The organism is Streptomyces sp. NPDC051907 (assembly GCF_040681075.1).
Classification (GTDB): Bacteria; Actinomycetota; Actinomycetes; order Streptomycetales; family Streptomycetaceae; genus Streptomyces.
In genome coordinates this window covers 1-13,706 of the sequence record NZ_JBFAYB010000109.1, presented here as the reverse complement: position 1 = coordinate 13,706, position 13,706 = coordinate 1, and the positions used below count along the sequence as shown (strand labels likewise).

The window sequence follows — 13,706 nt, the reverse complement described above, 5'->3', positions numbered from 1 at the left end:
ATGTCACGGCCGGTCGCCGGCTGTTCGCGGCGGTGCGGGAGCAGCCGCCATTCGGGTTCTCGGGACGGTGGGCGGTCATGTCCGCGGGATGGCCGGCAGTCATGTCCGCGGGACGGTCGGCGGTCATGTCCGCGGGACGGTGGGCGGTCATGTGCTCCTGCCCGCGGGCTTGCGGAACAGCTCGATCAGCGCCGCGTAGCCGTCGTCGCCGCGTCCGTCCGCCACGGCCTGGTCGCCCAGGGCCTTGACGAGCCTCGGCAGCTCCGCGTTGACGCCGAGGGCCTCGCTCTCGTGAACCAGGTGCTCCATCGCGGCCAGGTGAGTGCCGATGGTGGCGTCGAGCGCCGGGTACGAGCCCTCGTCGATCTGCCGCGCGTAGCCGGACAGCCAGTCGCCCACGGTCCCCAACCCCTGCTGGGCGAACGGGGCGAACGTCGCGGCCTCCACACCCGCCGTGCCGAGCAGAGCGGCGCCCTGCAGGAAGCCGTTCAGAACGCTCCACATCAGACCCAGCAAGGCCACGTCGTACAGCGACGACAGGCCGTGGTCGGCGCCGAGATACGTCTTGCCCGCGCCCAGGCTCGCAAGGGCCGACTCGTACCGGTCGAAGGCAGGCTTCGGCCCGCTGTACAGAATGAGGGCGTCCGCCGTGCCGATCGCCGCGGGGGACGCCATGATCGCGCCGTCCAGGTAGACGGTGTCCTGCCATCGCGCCGCCCACTCGGCGGTCTCGCGAGCCGCCTGCGAGGTGCCCGAGGTGAGGTTCACCAGCACCCGGCCATCGAGGACGTCGCCGAGCGGATCGAGGAGTCCGTGCACGGCGTCGTAGTCCGTGACGCACAGGACCACGAGCCGGCTGGCCGTGACAGCGGACGCGACCGAGTCGGCGAGCTGCGCGCCGTCGGCGACGAGCTGGTCGGCCTTCTGCGGCGTGCGGTTCCATACGGTCGTGGGATGCCCGGCGCGCAGGAACGCCCCGGCCAGCGCCTGTCCCATCAGACCCAGACCGACGACCGTCACAGGGGTACGGCTCGCATCGGGATTCTTCGGCATGAGCTTCCTCCAAGGGAATGAGCGGCAATGGAGCAATCGTTGACCTTCACACCGGTATGAAGGTCAAGGGGGAACGAACATGCTGATCGGAGACCTGAGCAGGCGGACCGGAGTCCGCACGCATCAGCTGCGCTACTACGAGGCCCAGGGCCTGCTCGAACCGCTCCGCCGCTCCAGCGGCTACCGGGAGTACGCCGACGACGCCGTCCTGACGGTGAACCAGATCAGAAGGCTGCTCGACGCCGGACTGTCGACCCATGAGATCGCGTACCTCCTGCCCTGCGTCACCGGCCCGGGCCCCGACCTCGCGCCCTGTCCCGAGCTCCTGGACGTCCTGCGGACCCGCCTGCGCGGGCTGGACGAGCACATCGCCACGGTCGCCCGCTCCCGCAAGGCCCTCAACGACTACATCGAGGCCACGGAACGGCGTCAGCCGGACGTCTATCCGGACTGCGAAACCGTCGGCGCGGGCGTCGGCGCGGGCTGACCTGTCCGCACAGGACGCCGCCCAGCCGACCGACTGAGGGCGGCTGGACGACGTGGAGCGGCGCCGCGCACCGCGCGGGCGTCAGCGGGCATTCAAGCGAGGATCCAGACGGCGGACTCTCGGTCAGGACGCCTCGACCGCCCGCTTGATCCGGTCGGCGAAGGCGTCCGCGTCCTTGCGGGCCGCGCCCAGCGCCAGAGGCGTGAGGAGCTTGCCGATGCCGTGGCCTTCGAGGCGGTTGAAGACGTGCAGCCGGGTCCTGCCGTCGGCGGTCGGCTCCAGGTCGTAGCCGCCCTCGGCGGAGGTCACCAGGTTCTTCGAGGTCTCGGTCCAGCGGAGCCTGGAGGGCGGCTGCAGCTCGCTGACGCGGATCTCGCGCTTGGTCGTCATCCCCGCGTCCTTGACGGTGCTCACGAAGACCGTGCCCGCCGCTGTCGGGCCCTCCGGCGTCTTGGCGATCTGCAGCACCCTCGGGCTGAACTTCGGATCGTTGCGTCCGTCGGCGAGGAAGGCGAAGACCTCGTCGACGGAGCGGTCGATCTCCACGGTCGCCTCGAACTGACCGGTCATGTCTCCTCCACTGATCGCTGGCCCGAGTGATCGCTCGCCCGGTCTGCCGTGTGCGCGTCATCCCACCCCTGCCGACGCGGACGTTCCCGTCGGTTCAGACTTGCAGCGGGCGCGCCAGCGTGGGCGTCCCGGGGCGCTGATGGCCTCCGCTGGCCACCATCCGCACCTCTCCGCGGTCGCTGATCTCGGCGCGTACGATCCCCGTCTCGTCCTCGTAGATCGGGTACCCGCCGGCCCCCGCCCGGTCGGTGCGCCGGACGACGACCACGTCGTCCTCCACCGCGGACGCCTGAAATACCAGCTCGTACCGTTCCGGATACTCCATGGGGACCTCCCGCAGGACCGCGCCTGCCCTTCCATGGTCGCCCAGACCCGCTCGCCGCGCCTCAGGAACCCCCCGACGGAGATCTGCGGCAGAGCAGGCGCCGCGAGGCCGGGACAGGTGAGCCTCGCGGGTCTGCTCCGGGGTGTCGTGGCCGACGTGCAGGGCGACGTTGAGCGCCGCCGCCGTCCGTCCGTCCCGGTCGCGGACCGGCACGGCGATGGAGCGCAGGCCGTCCTCGAGCTCCTGGTCGACCAGGGCGTGGCCGTCGCGTGCGGCGGCGTCGAGGGCGTCGGCGAGCTCGCCCGGCGAGGCGACGGTCCGCCGGGTGAGCGGCTGGGGGCGGACCCGTGCGAGGTAGGCGTCGCGCTCGGGCTCGGGGCGGCCGGAGAGCAGGACCCGGCCCATGGAGGTGGCGTAGGGCGCGGAAGCGGGTGCCGAGGGTGATGTCGGCCGATGCTCCCCGCGCTGCGCGCGACCGCGGCGGCCATCGAGGCGGACGTCGCCGCCGTCTCGGAGCGGACGCCGCTGCGGATCTCCTGACACGATCGCCCGACAGGGGGACCGCTCCCCTGCCGCGGGGAAGGGCGCTCAGCGCGTGGGCGCGTCGTCGGCGAAGCCCTCGGGGAAGGGCTGCTCCGTCCAGATGACCTTGCCGTCCGTGGTGTAGCGGGTGCCCCAGCGGTCGGCGAACTGCGCCACCAGGAACAGCCCGCGGCCGCCCTCGTCCGTGGACGCCGCCTGCCGCAGATGCGGCGAGACGCTGCTGCCGTCGGAGACCTCGCAGATCAGACTGCGGTCGAGGATCAGCCGTACCCGGATCGGGCCGCTGGCATGGCGGATCGCGTTGGTGACCAGCTCGCTGAGGATCAGCTCCGTGGTGAAGGCCTCCTCGTCCAGCCCCCAGTCGCTCAGCGTGCGGGACGCCGACGCCCGCACCCCGCCGACGGCCGACGGGTCGGACGGCACCTCCCAGGCGGCCGTGCGGGCGCTGTCCAGGACCCGCGTACGGGCGACGACCAGCGCGATGTCGTCCGCGGGCTCCTCCGGCAGCAGCGCCTCCAGCACCGCGCGGCAGGTCTCCTCCGGGGCCCGGCCCGGATGGGCCAGGGTGCGGCGCAGCACCGCCAGCCCCACGTCGATGTCCCGGTCCCGGTCCTCCACGAGACCGTCCGTGTAGAGCACCACGCTGCTGCCCTCGGGCAGCAGCACCTCCAGCGTCTCGAAGGGCAGACCGCCCAGGCCGAGCGGCGGCCCCGCGGGCACCCCGGGGAACGCGACGCGGCCGTCCGGGTGGACGATCGCCGGCTCGAGGTGGCCGGCGCGGGCCATGGTGCACAGCCGGGTGCTCGGATCGTAGATCGCGTACACGCAGGTGGCCCCGGTGACGCCGGCCACCGTGCCGTCCGCCCCCTCGTCCTGGTCGATGCGGGTGACCAGCTCGTCCAGGTGCCCCAGCAGCTCGTCGGGCGGCAGGTCCAGGGCCGAGAAGTTGTGGACCGCGGTGCGCAGCCGGCCCATGGTGGCCGCCGCGTGCAGCCCGTGGCCGACCACGTCGCCCACCACGAGCGCCACCCGTGCCCCCGGCAGCTGGATGACGTCGAACCAGTCCCCGCCGACCCCGCCGAGACCGGCCCGCGCCGGCAGATAGCGGTGGGCCACGTCCAGAGCGGTCTGGTCGGGCAGGGCATGGGGGAGCAGGCTGCGCTGGAGCGTGACGGCCATGGTGTGCTCGCGGGTGAAGCGGCGCGCGTTGTCGACGCTCACCGCGGCCCGCGCGACCAGCTCCTCCGCCAGCGAGAGGTCGTCCTCCTCGAAGGGCTCGGGCTTGCGCGAGCGCCAGAAGGTGGCGACGCCCAGAATCACCCCCCGGGCGCGCAGCGGCGCCGCGATCATCGAGTGGATGCCGAACTCGACGAGCCTGCGGGCCCGCTCCGGGTCCTGCTCCTGCCACCCGGTGAACGCGGCCATGTCCGCCTCCATGACCACCCTGCCGGTGTCGAAGCCGGAGGCCTGCGGCGTGGAGGGAACGAAGCGGATCAGCTTGCCGAGCGGGTAGAGCGGGGTGTCCTGCCGGATGCCCGTGATCGCCACCCTGCGCATGTCTGTGCCGGTGTTCGAGGGCTCCTCGCCGGACAGCACCGGATCGGCGAGGTCGACGGTGACGTAGTCGGCGAACCGCGGCACGGCGAACTCCGCCAGCTCCTGCGAGGTGCGCACGACGTCGAGGGTGGTGCCGATCTCCGCCCCGGCCTCGTACAGCAGCCTCAGCCGCTCCCGGGCGACGTCGGCCCGGCCGGAGAGCAGTCGCAGCTCGGTCGTGTCCCGCAGCGTGGTCACGCTGCCCGGCGGGCCGCCGTCCACGTCCGTCGAGCGCTGGTTGACGGCGAGCAGCCGGTCGCCGACCGGGTGCACCTCGTCGGTGACGGTCCGCCCGGAGCTCAGCAGGCGCGCGGTGCGCGGCGCGAGGCCCAGCTCGGTGATCGGCTGCCCCTCGGCGTCCGGCGGCAAGGCCAGCAGGCGGCGCGCCTCGTCGTTGGCGAGCAGGATCCGGCAGTCGTCGTCGAGGATGACCACGCCCTCGCGCACGGCGTGCAGGACCGCGTCGTGGTGCTCGTACATCCGGGTCATCTCGTCCGGCGCGAGGCCCCGGGTGTGGCGGCGAAGCCGTCTGCTGACCAGCGCGGTGCCGACCATGGCCAGGGCGAGCACCCCGGCGGCGGCGCCGAGGACCAGGGGCAGCTGGCGCTGGGCCGCGATGCTCACGGTGTCGACGGTGATCCCGGCGGAGACCAGGCCGATGACCTCGCCGCGGTCCCAGACGGGGACGACCGCCCGCACCGAGGGGCCCAGCGTGCCGGTCACCGTCTCGGTCACCACCTCGCCCTCGACGGCGGGCGCGATCGTGCCGATGTAGTGCTTGCCGATCTGCTGCGGGTTGGGGTGCGTGTAGCGGACTCCCTCGGTGGACATCACCACCACGAAGTCCACCCCGGACGCCTTCCTGGCCAGCTCGGCGCGCGGCTGGAGCGTGGCGCTGGGGTCGGGGCTGTTGAGCGCCTCGCGGGTGCCCGGCGCGTTGGCGAAGGTCTCGGCCACGGCCAGCGAGCGATTGCGGGCCTCGCGCGCGCTGTCGGTCTGGGACTGCAGCATCAGGGCGGCCACGGCGGCGGCGACGAGAAGCACCACGACCGTCAACTGCAGGACGAAGACCTGCCCCGCGACGGTCCGGACACCCGGCATCGAGCGCAGGCGACGCCCGAGGGATTCGCCCATGACTTCATCTAACACCGGGCGCCGCGGACGCGCGGTGAGGCAGGCGGCTGCCGGACACGCTGACAAGGTGTCATAATGGGTGCGTAGCCCTCCGCGCATCCCCCGTCGCGGAGGGCTACACCGTTGTCGCGGCGCGTGGCTGACCACACGGGCAGGGGGCTCCCCTCGTGGCCCCCTGTCCGTGTTTTTTCGAGTTAACAGTGACGTAGAGTGTTTACGCAAGCCCGAACCTGAACAAGTGCGCGGAAGGCTCACTTCGTCGCTCGTGGTGGTGGCAGCTGTGTCAGGGTCCGTTACAGTACGAGCCCGTTGACCGAAATCGAACACCGCGGAAGCGTCGGCCGAGTGCGCACCAGCGGTCGACGTGAACGTGTGGGGGTCTCAATGGACAACGGCGAACAACGCGCGCCGCAGCTGGAGACGTTGCAGCAGAAGGTCGAGTACATGGTGGAGAAGACCTTCCCGGGGGAGAAGGTCTCCGGACGGCACTTCGCCGACCTGGTCAAGGAGCGGGGCGGCTCGCTCTCCCACAGCTACTTCTCCAACATCCTGGCCGGCAAGGTCACCCACCCCTCCGAGGACATCCTCAAGGCCCTCGGGCTCGGCTTCGGCGTGGACTGGCGCTTCTTCAAAGAGGAGTCCGAAGTCGTCGACGACGTCGTCGCCGGGCTGCAGTTTCTCGCCAAACGCCGCACCGGGGAGATCAGCGGCGTGGCCGCACGGGGGCTCGACGAGGGCGGACTCCCGCCGGAGCTGCTGAAGTTCGCGCTCTCGCTGCTGGAGGGCGCCAAGGGGGACAAGGACGCCGAAGGCGGGGCGCAGGCGCCGTAGCGGGGCGTGCTCAGGGGCTGTCGACGGCCGCCGACCTGGCCGTTGGCTAAGATGCGCCGAGCGCATGCCCCACGCACGCGACCACGATCAAGAGGCCCCCATGTCCATGCGCGAGCTGCGCAGACAGTGCGAAGCAGGACTCGCCGACCTCCCCATCCCGGCTCCCTTCACGGTCGCGGGGCTGGTGGCGAACATGGAGGCGGCCAGCGGGCGGACCATCGTGCTGCACGAGCTCCCGGACCGGCTGGCGCGGGTGAACGCCGCCTGCGGTCTGCGACTGAAGTCGAACGACACCAGCTTCGTGCTCTACCGGCGCCGGCCGACCGCGTACCAGACCCAGCACGTCATCCTGCACGAGCTCTGCCACGAGTGGTTCGACCACGGCACGACCCTCGACGCCGACCAACTCCGGCTGCTGCTGCCGGTGTTCGACGCCTCGCTCATCACCCGCGTGCTCGCGGCGGACGAGCCCGCCGACCCGCAGCCGCCCGCCGCCGAGCCGGGGGACGTCCCCGCGCCGATCGCCGACGCCATCCGCTCGGGGGCCACGATCCAGGCCCGCGCGCAGTACGACACCCACGACGAACGGATGGCCGAATTCGGCGCCTCGCTCATCCCTCGCATGGCCAGAGACGTGACCAGCGATGACATGGTGGGACGGCTGGCCAACTCCCTCTCCCGGCCCGTCGCCCATCGGCGCCGGGGGTTCTTCCGCCGCTCCTGACCCCGGCGTTGCCGACCCCTGGCGCTCTTGCCCCCTGCCGCTCCTGCCCCCTGCCGTTCCAGGCCCTGACGTGCCTGGCCGTCCCCCGTTACTGACCCGAGGAAGCTGACCGTGACCCCGCTCGACCTCGCCGGCTATGTCATAGCCGGCCTGATGACAGCCGTCGCCCTGTGGCGGATGCCCGCCGCGCTGTGGGGAGACGAAGAGGACAAGCGCCGCCGAGCCCTGTGGGGCTGCTACGCCGGATTCGCCGTCGCCCTGTGGACCAAGACCAAGGTCGTGCGCATCGGGCTGAACAACAGCTCCGTCACCGACCTCGCGGTGCTGATCAAGCACTACACGGCGACCGTCGCGATCCTCGCCATCCTCAGCTACATCGTCGCCATCTACGGCCAGTACCCGGACAAGGGCGACGTCCCGCGGCACGTCCGCTTCGCCCGCACCGTGCAGCAGGTGGCCGCCAAGGCGTCCGTCGCCACGCTGATCCTGCTGACCGCGCTCTTCTTCACCGTGGTCGACCGCTCCGTGCCGTCCGACCGCTTCGTGTCCGACCACGCCGGACAGTGGGGCGCGACGCTCTATATGAGCGTGTTCTACCTCTACTTGGGCGCCGCCTCCGCCGTCTGCGCCTACCAGTGGGCGCTGGCCACCGCGGACGCGACGCTGCGCCATCTGCGCGTGGGCCTCGGCATGATGACCTTCGCGATGTTCGTCGGCGTCGGCTACACCGTCAGCCGCACGCTCTTCATGTGGATCAGCGTCGTCGACCAGCCCAGCGAGGCGTTCGCGAAGAGCTTCGACGAGATCACCGAGGCCGCGCAGCTGCTGCTGTTCGGCTTCTTCGCCGTCGGCGCGTCCATCCCCGCCTTCAGCAACTGCTGGCGGCGCGTCAAGCTGTGGCGGGCGCAGGTCAAGCTGCACCCGCTGTGGCGCGAGCTGATGACCGCCTTCCCGGACCAGCCCTTCGCGCCCCCGGCCTCGCTGACCCGCGAGCTCGTCCGCTTCGACACGCCCGCGGACCTGCGCGTGGACCGGTGGGCCGCCGACATCGCCGACGCGGTCGAGAAGCTGCGGCACTACGTGCCCGACAGCCTGGTCCTGGCGGCCAAGCGCACCGCCGAGGAGGAGAGCGCGGCGCCGGACGCCGCGGGGCCGCTCGCGGACGCGCACTGGATCAAGGCGGCCCTCGCCGCCAAGGCCGACGGGGCGCCGGCAGGCCCGGCCGCGGCGGTGGAGACCAAGCACGCCGCCGACCAGGACGACGAGGTCGCCTGGCTGCTGCGGGTGGCGGCCGCGTACCGGACCATCACCGACGACGGGACCCAGCGCGTCCTGCGATCGATGGAGACGGCGGCGTGAGCGCGGGGACGAACGAGCGGCGGCGCCGGCGCGGCGACGAGCCCACGCCGACGGTCACCGGGACCTTGTCCGAGCCCGCCGGGACCGTGTCCGAGCCCGCCGAGGCCGCCGAGACCCCGTCCGGGCCCGCCGGGACCTCGCCCGGTCCCGCGCCCCAGCCCGCCGGGACCTCCGAGCCTCCGCCCGCGCCCGCCGTCGGCGTTGTCTCGCCGCGCACGGCCGCGGCGGCCCGCACGCTGACCGACGTACTGCAGCCGCGCAACGTCCTGCTGATCGGCATGCTCGCCATCGGCGTCGCCGCCGCGGGCGACTGGACCGGCCTGCCCTGGGGGCTGCTCGGCGCGGTCTGCGCCGGGCTGGTCCCGGCCGGGTACATCGAGTGGGAGCGCAAGCGCGGCACCTGGGGCGACCGGCACGTGGTCGACCGGACCAAGCGGGCTCCGATCTTCCTCGTCATCCTCGGATCGGTCGGCGCCGGATCCATCGTCATGGTGCTCGGCGGCGCCCCGACCGGCATCCTCCTCGCGATGCTCGCGCTCTGGGCGATGACCGTCGTCCTGCTGGCGGTCAACACCGTCTGGAAGATCTCGGTGGACGCGGCGGTGGCCTCGGCCGTCGTGGCGCTGCTCGCCGCGGTGCACTCCGGCTGGTGGCTGCTCGCGTACGCGATGACCGTCCTCGTGTGCTGGACCCGGGTCGTCCTGCGCTACCACTCCGTCGCACAGACCGTGGCCGGCGCGGCGGCGGGCGCGGCGACCGCGGCCGTCGTCCTCCTCGCCTGAGCGGGACAGCGGGACAGCGGGACAGCACGACAGCGGGCCCCGGTCGGCGACCAGGGCCCCGCGTCGTTCGAATTCCTCTACCCGGCACGGGAGTTCGATCGCGTCCGGGGTACCGTCGCCCTCATGAACAGACGACGTCAGAAGAAGCTCTCGAGCCGTCTGGTGTGGGCCGCGCGGCTCGGCGACCGGGCCGGCGTGCGCGCCCTGCTGCGGGCCGGAGCCGACCCCCGGAAAGCCGACGCCCACGGTACGACGCCCCTCTATGCGGCCTCGGTTCACGGCGTCGCGGAGATCGTCCGGGCCCTGCTGGAGGCCGGCGCGAGCCCCGACGTCGAGAGCGGTCACGGCGACGAGGGCACCCCCTTGTGCGCCGCCGCGTGCTGGGGGCACACGGAAGCGGTCCAAGAGCTCCTCGCGCACGGCGCCGACCCCAAACTGCGGGAGGACCGGGGTACCGGCAACACCCCGCTGTACTGGGCGAAAGCCGGACCGCACCCGCAGACCGAGGCGCTGCTCCTCGCGGCAGGGGCCGCGTAGCCGCCGCCTCGCCGGGAGCGCCGACGAGGCGCCCGCGCAGCGCTCGGACCGGTCCACCTGGTGACGGTTGGACGCTCACCCCGGTGACGGTTCCATTACGCGCTCCCAGCTCGCCGTTCCATTGGCCTGACGGCGTCGTTGGGCGTGGCATGGACGCCCTCGGCGACGACCCGAACCCCGTGCCCCACGCCCGGCTCGCCGGCGCGTACTGGCTGGCCTCGCGGCTGCATGAGGAAGAGAAGTGCAGATGGTGTGCGCAGCTGCGGGAAGCGGACGCCCGCGCCCAGCGGGCTGAGCCCGTGGTCAGACGCTCCACCGCGGCGTGGGTGGTGCCCCCGGGGCTGCCGCCCCGTCCCGCGACGCCCGGCGGCTGAGGGCGAGCGCAGGGCCCGCCTCGGCCGCCGGACTTCTGCTGACGGCGCGGGTCCTCAGTCCGCGTCCGGTCCCTGCGCCCGTACGTCCTGTACGTGCTTGAGCGAGTCGCGCAGATCTCCCAGCCAGCTGTCGGCGTTGCGCTGCACCAGGCGCACGCACCAGGCGAGCGCCTCGCTGCGGCTGCGGGCGACGCCGCCTGCGATCAGGGTGTCGAGCACCTCGCGCTCGGGCTGGCGCAGCCGTGTCATCACGGGTGCGGCGACGGTCGTGTACATCGCCCGCCGGTCCCCGCACTCCACGCCCCAGGAGACCTTGCGCCCGAAGCGCCGCTCGGCCTCGCGAGCGACGCCCATGCGCTCGTCCCGGGTGCGCTCGCGGAACTCCGAGACGCGCCCGTCGACGGAGGCGTCCCGCTCCGCCTGGGACGCCTCGGCGCCGAGGTCGGGCGCGGGGATGCGCCCGACGACGGTGATCTCCTCGCGGTCCACGATCACATCGACGAGTTCGTCGAAGAGTCCTTCCGGCAGCCGCCCGGCGAACCAGCCGCGCAGCTTCTGTTCCTGCTCGGTTGTAATCATGTAATCCAACTTACGCCGCTCTCCCCAGGAGGGAAGAGCCTCAGCCCACGGCGTAATCGCGCCCTCCGATCCCCGGTCGGCGCGCCCCGTCCAGCGCCCAGCCGAGACCGCCCCCTGGGCCTCCTGCGGGGCTCGCACCGCCCGGCGCCGCCGCATAGAGTGACGTAGCAGGGCAGAACGACAGATACCCCCCGCCCGTGCCCGTGGAGCGGCCGTCGGCAGTCGTCGTGCGAGAGGTGCGGGCGATGCGCGAAATCCTTCCTGTGCTCACCGACTGGTATGCCTCCGGAGGCGCCTTTGGGCTCGCCACCGTCGTCGCGGTCAGCCGCAGCGCGCCGCTCGGCCCCGGGGCGGCCATGGCCGTCGGCCCAGGCGACCAGGTGGTGGGAGGCGTCTCCGGGGGCTGTGTGGAGGGCGCCGTCTTCGAGCTGGCCAAGGAAGTGGTCGAGAGCGGCCAGGCACGGCTGCAGACCTTCGGCTACAGCGACGAGGACGCGTTCGCCGTCGGACTGACCTGCGGCGGAGAGATCACGGTCCTCGTACGCGCCGTGTCCGCGGCGACCGACCCCGCCTTCGGACAGGCGGCCGCCTCCGTCGAGGAACACCGTCCCGTCGTCGTGGCGACCGTCGTCGACGGGCAGGCGCGGCGCGGCGCCTCGCTCGCCGTATGGCCCGACGCGGTGGCCGGCTCGCTCGGTGCGGAGGGCCTCGACGTCGCCGTGACCGCCGACGCGCGCGGCGAGCTGGCCCAGGGCGCCACCGTCCTGCGCCACTACGGGCCGCACGGCGAACGGCGCGAGGACGACGTCGCCGTGTTCCTCCAGTCCTTCGCCCCGCCGCCGCGGATGCTGGTCTTCGGCGCGATCGACTTCGCGGCCGCGGTGGCGCGCATCGGCGCGTTCCTCGGCTACCGGGTCACCGTGTGCGACGCCCGACCGGTCTTCGCCGACGCACGGCGCTTCCCCGACGGCGTGGAGGTGGTGACCGACTGGCCGCACCGGTACCTGCGCGACACGGACGTCGACGAGCGGACGGTGATGTGCGTGCTCACGCACGACCCGAAGTTCGACGTCCCGCTGCTCGAAGTCGCCCTGCGCACCCCGGCGGCGTACATCGGCGCCATGGGCAGCCGCCGCACGCACGAGGACCGGCTGGCGCGGCTGCGGGAGCGGGGGGTCGAGGCGGCGGAGACGGCGCGGCTGCGCTCGCCCATCGGGCTCGATCTGGGCGCCCGCACCCCCGAGGAGGTGGCGGTCTCCATCGCGGCGGAGATCGTGGCGCTGCGGTGGGGCGGCAGCGGCTCCCCGCTCGGGGACACGGCGGGGGCGATCCACCCCTCGCGGCTCAAGTCGCTATAGGTCCATGGGTCGGTGGACGGTCTATGGACCGGGGTCCGTCCGCCGGTCTCGCGCTCGGCGCGCGGGCCGCCGGTCGGGTGACTAGCGTGAGACAGGGGACGCCCGTCCACGTCCGTCGAACTGAAGCGAGGCGCAGTCATGGCCAGCCAAACTGAGGGCACACCGATCTGGGCCGACGCGATGTTCGCCGACGTCGAGCGCGCCAAGAGCTTCTACGGCGATGTGCTCGGGTGGACCTTCGGCGAGTCCTCGCCGGAGTTCGGCGACTACACGCAGGCGTACGTCGACGGCAAGGCGGTGGCCGCGGTGTCCCCGCCGATGCCCGGCGCGGAGGAGGCGCCCGCCGCATGGTGTCTGTACCTGGCGTCCGCCGACGTCGCCGCCCTCGCCCCCAAGATCCGTGACGCCGGAGGCCAGGTGCTGATGGGGCCGATGGAGGTCGGCGACTTCGGCTCGATGGTGCTCGCCAGCGACCCCAGCGGCGTGGTCTTCGGAGCCTGGCAGCCCAAGACCCACCAGGGCTTCGAGCTGAAGGGCGAGCCCGGCGCCTACGCCTGGGCCGAGGTCTTCACCAGGGAGCCGGAGAAGGCGGACGCCTTCTTCCCGGCCGTCTTCTCCTACAGCGCGCAGCAGATGTCGGACGAGCACGTCGACTTCCGGCTCTTCAACGCGGGCGAGGAGACGGTGCTCGGCCGGATGCGGATGACGCCCGAGGACTTCCCGCCCGAGGTGCCGCAGTACGTCAACGTGTACTTCGCGGTCGAGGACTGCGACGCGGCGGTCGCGAAGGCGGCCGAGCGCGGCGGAGTCCTCCGCTTCGGGCCGATGACCAGCCCGTTCGGCCGGTTCGCCGCGTTGACGGACCCCGAGGGCGCGCCGTTCGCGGTGATCGACCTGACGACGACCGAAGGGGACATGCCCCAGCTGTCCGACGTCGCCTGAGCCGAGCCGCCGGAGTTCGGCGACTAGCCGCCGCTGCCGCCGTCTCCGCTGCGGTGGGCGATGCACTCCACGTCGATCCGGTCGGCGAGCTTGGCCAGCTCGATGGTCAGCGCGGCCACCGTCTCGCCGTCCAGATCCGACCTGCCGGTCTTCACCTTGACCAGCCACTGCTTGCCCAGCCTCCGCAGCAGCCGGCTGACCTCCTCGGCCGGCACCTGCAAGACGCCGTCCTCGCCCGGGACCAGAGGGAACGTCACCTTCGGGCTCACGATCCCTCCCCGGCGGCGGCCATGGCCTGACGGCCGAAGTCCTGAACCACGGAGAACTCCTCATCGGTCGTCGGTACCGTCTGCCGACACGACAGCACATCGAGCCGCCGCCCCCGGCGACGGCGCGCCGAGCCGGCGCCGCCCGCGCGCCGAACCCGGCCTTCCGGGGGCTCTCGGCCGCACCGGACCAGCCCGTGAATGGCCCAGTGAACCAGAGGGAAATGGCCTGCGCCGTGGGCCACT

At 72.6% G+C, this 13,706-nt stretch carries 16 protein-coding genes and 1 pseudogene; 9 read left to right on the top strand and 8 right to left on the bottom strand.

What is annotated here, in order from left to right; genetic code table 11:
* Nucleotides 1-147: 147 nt before the first annotated feature.
* Nucleotides 148-1,053, bottom strand: coding sequence for an NAD(P)-binding domain-containing protein (locus AB0M39_RS35565; RefSeq protein ID WP_365371335.1), 906 nt, complete (start codon nt 1,051-1,053; stop codon nt 148-150).
* A 79-nt stretch (nt 1,054-1,132) separates the two neighbouring features.
* On the opposite strand from AB0M39_RS35565, the gene AB0M39_RS35560 reads away from it, so the two are divergent.
* Nucleotides 1,133-1,540, top strand: coding sequence for a MerR family transcriptional regulator (locus AB0M39_RS35560; protein WP_365371332.1), 408 nt, complete (start codon nt 1,133-1,135; stop codon nt 1,538-1,540).
* Between the two features lie 123 nt (nt 1,541-1,663).
* Here the strand turns inward: AB0M39_RS35560 and AB0M39_RS35555 are convergent, their stop codons facing one another.
* From AB0M39_RS35555 to AB0M39_RS35540, 4 genes and pseudogenes are all read right to left on the bottom strand, one after another.
* The gene (locus tag AB0M39_RS35555; RefSeq protein WP_365371329.1) at nt 1,664-2,110 is read right to left on the bottom strand and encodes an SRPBCC family protein; all 447 of its coding nucleotides are present in this window, start codon (nt 2,108-2,110) and stop codon (nt 1,664-1,666) included.
* Nucleotides 2,111-2,204: 94 nt separating this feature from the next.
* Nucleotides 2,205-2,435 (bottom strand): DUF6296 family protein, encoded by a 231-nt coding sequence (locus AB0M39_RS35550; RefSeq protein ID WP_365371374.1) that lies wholly within the window; start codon nt 2,433-2,435, stop codon nt 2,205-2,207.
* A 198-nt stretch (nt 2,436-2,633) separates the two neighbouring features.
* A pseudogene (locus AB0M39_RS35545) lies at nt 2,634-2,840 on the bottom strand (IclR family transcriptional regulator C-terminal domain-containing protein); the annotation flags it as partial.
* A gap of 183 nt (nt 2,841-3,023) precedes the next feature.
* On the bottom strand, nt 3,024-5,708 hold the full coding sequence (locus AB0M39_RS35540) for a SpoIIE family protein phosphatase (protein ID WP_365371327.1): 2,685 nt from the start codon (nt 5,706-5,708) through the stop codon (nt 3,024-3,026).
* Nucleotides 5,709-6,092: 384 nt separating this feature from the next.
* Between AB0M39_RS35540 and AB0M39_RS35535 the strand changes: the two genes are divergently transcribed.
* The 6 genes from AB0M39_RS35535 (at nt 6,093) to AB0M39_RS35510 (ending at nt 10,315) form a co-directional block, all read left to right on the top strand.
* The gene (locus tag AB0M39_RS35535) at nt 6,093-6,539 is read left to right on the top strand and encodes a hypothetical protein (protein ID WP_365371324.1); all 447 of its coding nucleotides are present in this window, start codon (nt 6,093-6,095) and stop codon (nt 6,537-6,539) included.
* A gap of 100 nt (nt 6,540-6,639) precedes the next feature.
* Complete coding sequence (locus AB0M39_RS35530; RefSeq protein WP_365371371.1) at nt 6,640-7,263, top strand: toxin; 624 nt, start codon at nt 6,640-6,642, stop codon at nt 7,261-7,263.
* A 111-nt stretch (nt 7,264-7,374) separates the two neighbouring features.
* On the top strand, nt 7,375-8,622 hold the full coding sequence (locus AB0M39_RS35525) for an MAB_1171c family putative transporter (RefSeq protein WP_365371322.1): 1,248 nt from the start codon (nt 7,375-7,377) through the stop codon (nt 8,620-8,622).
* Nucleotides 8,623-8,858: 236 nt separating this feature from the next.
* Nucleotides 8,859-9,404 carry a hypothetical protein gene (locus tag AB0M39_RS35520; protein ID WP_365371368.1) on the top strand — a complete coding sequence of 182 codons (546 nt, stop codon included), beginning with the start codon at nt 8,859-8,861 and terminating at the stop codon, nt 9,402-9,404.
* 123 nt (nt 9,405-9,527) lie between these two features.
* A complete protein-coding gene (locus AB0M39_RS35515) occupies nt 9,528-9,941 on the top strand; it encodes an ankyrin repeat domain-containing protein (protein WP_365371319.1) in 414 nt (137 codons plus the stop codon).
* A 149-nt stretch (nt 9,942-10,090) separates the two neighbouring features.
* Entirely contained in the window at nt 10,091-10,315 is a 225-nt protein-coding gene (locus AB0M39_RS35510) for a hypothetical protein (RefSeq protein ID WP_365371317.1), read from the top strand.
* A 54-nt stretch (nt 10,316-10,369) separates the two neighbouring features.
* Here AB0M39_RS35510 and AB0M39_RS35505 read toward each other — a convergent pair whose 3' ends face one another.
* Nucleotides 10,370-10,894: a hypothetical protein gene (locus tag AB0M39_RS35505; protein ID WP_365371315.1), complete on the bottom strand. Its 525-nt coding sequence runs from the start codon at nt 10,892-10,894 to the stop codon at nt 10,370-10,372.
* Nucleotides 10,895-11,139: 245 nt separating this feature from the next.
* Between AB0M39_RS35505 and AB0M39_RS35500 the strand changes: the two genes are divergently transcribed.
* The gene (locus AB0M39_RS35500) at nt 11,140-12,252 is read left to right on the top strand and encodes an XdhC family protein (RefSeq protein ID WP_365371312.1); all 1,113 of its coding nucleotides are present in this window, start codon (nt 11,140-11,142) and stop codon (nt 12,250-12,252) included.
* A gap of 138 nt (nt 12,253-12,390) precedes the next feature.
* Nucleotides 12,391-13,194: a VOC family protein gene (locus AB0M39_RS35495; protein WP_365371310.1), complete on the top strand. Its 804-nt coding sequence runs from the start codon at nt 12,391-12,393 to the stop codon at nt 13,192-13,194.
* Between the two features lie 23 nt (nt 13,195-13,217).
* Here the strand turns inward: AB0M39_RS35495 and AB0M39_RS35490 are convergent, their stop codons facing one another.
* Complete coding sequence (locus AB0M39_RS35490; RefSeq protein WP_365371308.1) at nt 13,218-13,463, bottom strand: DUF6213 family protein; 246 nt, start codon at nt 13,461-13,463, stop codon at nt 13,218-13,220.
* Nucleotides 13,460-13,706, bottom strand: a 247-nt coding sequence (locus tag AB0M39_RS35485; protein ID WP_365371306.1) for a hypothetical protein, incomplete at its 5' end; no start/stop codon positions are given. The genes AB0M39_RS35485 and AB0M39_RS35490, both read right to left, overlap by 4 nt.

What these genes read in the sequence shown, in the direction of transcription:
- AB0M39_RS35565 (WP_365371335.1), bottom strand. Translation starts at nt 1,053, where the DNA reads ATGCCGAAGAATCCCGATGCGAGCCGTACCCCTGTGACGGTCGTCGGT.
- AB0M39_RS35560 (WP_365371332.1), top strand. Translation starts at nt 1,133, where the DNA reads ATGCTGATCGGAGACCTGAGCAGGCGGACCGGAGTCCGCACGCATCAG.
- AB0M39_RS35555 (WP_365371329.1), bottom strand. Translation starts at nt 2,110, where the DNA reads ATGACCGGTCAGTTCGAGGCGACCGTGGAGATCGACCGCTCCGTCGAC.
- AB0M39_RS35550 (WP_365371374.1), bottom strand. Translation starts at nt 2,435, where the DNA reads ATGGAGTATCCGGAACGGTACGAGCTGGTATTTCAGGCGTCCGCGGTG.
- AB0M39_RS35540 (WP_365371327.1), bottom strand. Translation starts at nt 5,708, where the DNA reads ATGGGCGAATCCCTCGGGCGTCGCCTGCGCTCGATGCCGGGTGTCCGG.
- AB0M39_RS35535 (WP_365371324.1), top strand. Translation starts at nt 6,093, where the DNA reads ATGGACAACGGCGAACAACGCGCGCCGCAGCTGGAGACGTTGCAGCAG.
- AB0M39_RS35530 (WP_365371371.1), top strand. Translation starts at nt 6,640, where the DNA reads ATGTCCATGCGCGAGCTGCGCAGACAGTGCGAAGCAGGACTCGCCGAC.
- AB0M39_RS35515 (WP_365371319.1), top strand. Translation starts at nt 9,528, where the DNA reads ATGAACAGACGACGTCAGAAGAAGCTCTCGAGCCGTCTGGTGTGGGCC.
- AB0M39_RS35510 (WP_365371317.1), top strand. Translation starts at nt 10,091, where the DNA reads ATGGACGCCCTCGGCGACGACCCGAACCCCGTGCCCCACGCCCGGCTC.
- AB0M39_RS35505 (WP_365371315.1), bottom strand. Translation starts at nt 10,894, where the DNA reads ATGATTACAACCGAGCAGGAACAGAAGCTGCGCGGCTGGTTCGCCGGG.
- AB0M39_RS35500 (WP_365371312.1), top strand. Translation starts at nt 11,140, where the DNA reads ATGCGCGAAATCCTTCCTGTGCTCACCGACTGGTATGCCTCCGGAGGC.
- AB0M39_RS35495 (WP_365371310.1), top strand. Translation starts at nt 12,391, where the DNA reads ATGGCCAGCCAAACTGAGGGCACACCGATCTGGGCCGACGCGATGTTC.